The organism is Pseudaeromonas pectinilytica, assembly GCF_054780855.1.
In genome coordinates, this window is the sequence record NZ_BAAGVN010000180.1 from 1 (window position 1) to 850 (window position 850).

The following is an 850-nucleotide window of genomic DNA, read 5'->3' on the forward strand; positions in this document are numbered from 1 at the left end:
CCGATATCGGCCAGCGCGGGGCTGATATCGCCGGTCTTGTCATACAACTGCTGCAGCAACTCCAGCGCCGACTCATGCCCGGATGGGGTGATGGTGATAAATGCGCCAGCCATGTTGATTCCCTTTCGAGTTGATACCTATAATCAAGATTCGGAGCTTCCGAGAGAGTGCCGCCTCAATTCTCGCCTGCCCCCGCCGACTCAGCGGCATGAGCCAGGTCCGAACCTTCGCCCCATAGCAACATCCCCACCCGTTGACGCTGCAAATATCCTGGCTTCACCGGAATGAACGTCCACGCCTGCAACTTGCCTTTCAGAACTTCTGCGACAACCAAGATCCCTCGGCCCTTCCCCACATCGTATGCGGTGATAAACCGATTTCTAATCACCATCTGGCCCGTGCCTCTATGTTGTTCAAAACCCTGCCAGATTTCGAACGGGCGAGTTAACGCATCAGGCAGCAGAGGCAAAAACTCTGAGCGAGCTGGGTCTATATGCTTCCCCAAAAATACAGCATCAATGACAATCTGCCCCATGGGGGTTTCCATCGCAGCCTTATCAGCACCCAGCACCAGGCGTAATTCATCAACCACCGCTGAATGATCATGTAGCCGATGCCCTAACTTGATCGGTAAATCTCGCAATGGAACTCGGGCTGGACGCTGGGCAGTTTGCCAATCCCCTGGCGTTAACTTCTGCCAGCGAGCCGGATCGTCCTTCCAGAAGTCATACTCATCCTGGCTTAAACGACGGCCGAACTTGGCCTCACCCACCGAGTAATCAAAACCGGGGTCGATGCCCTTGGGCACCTGCATCACCTCGCCGGTCTTCTTGTTCACATACTCATAGGT

Annotated in this window: 1 protein-coding gene; it reads right to left on the minus strand. The window is 54.8% G+C overall.

The window, feature by feature from the left end; translation table 11 throughout:
- Positions 1-175: 175 nt before the first annotated feature.
- A partial coding sequence (locus ACYVG7_RS10085; RefSeq protein ID WP_460882994.1) for a PBECR2 nuclease fold domain-containing protein occupies positions 176-850 on the minus strand: 675 nt, incomplete at its 5' end.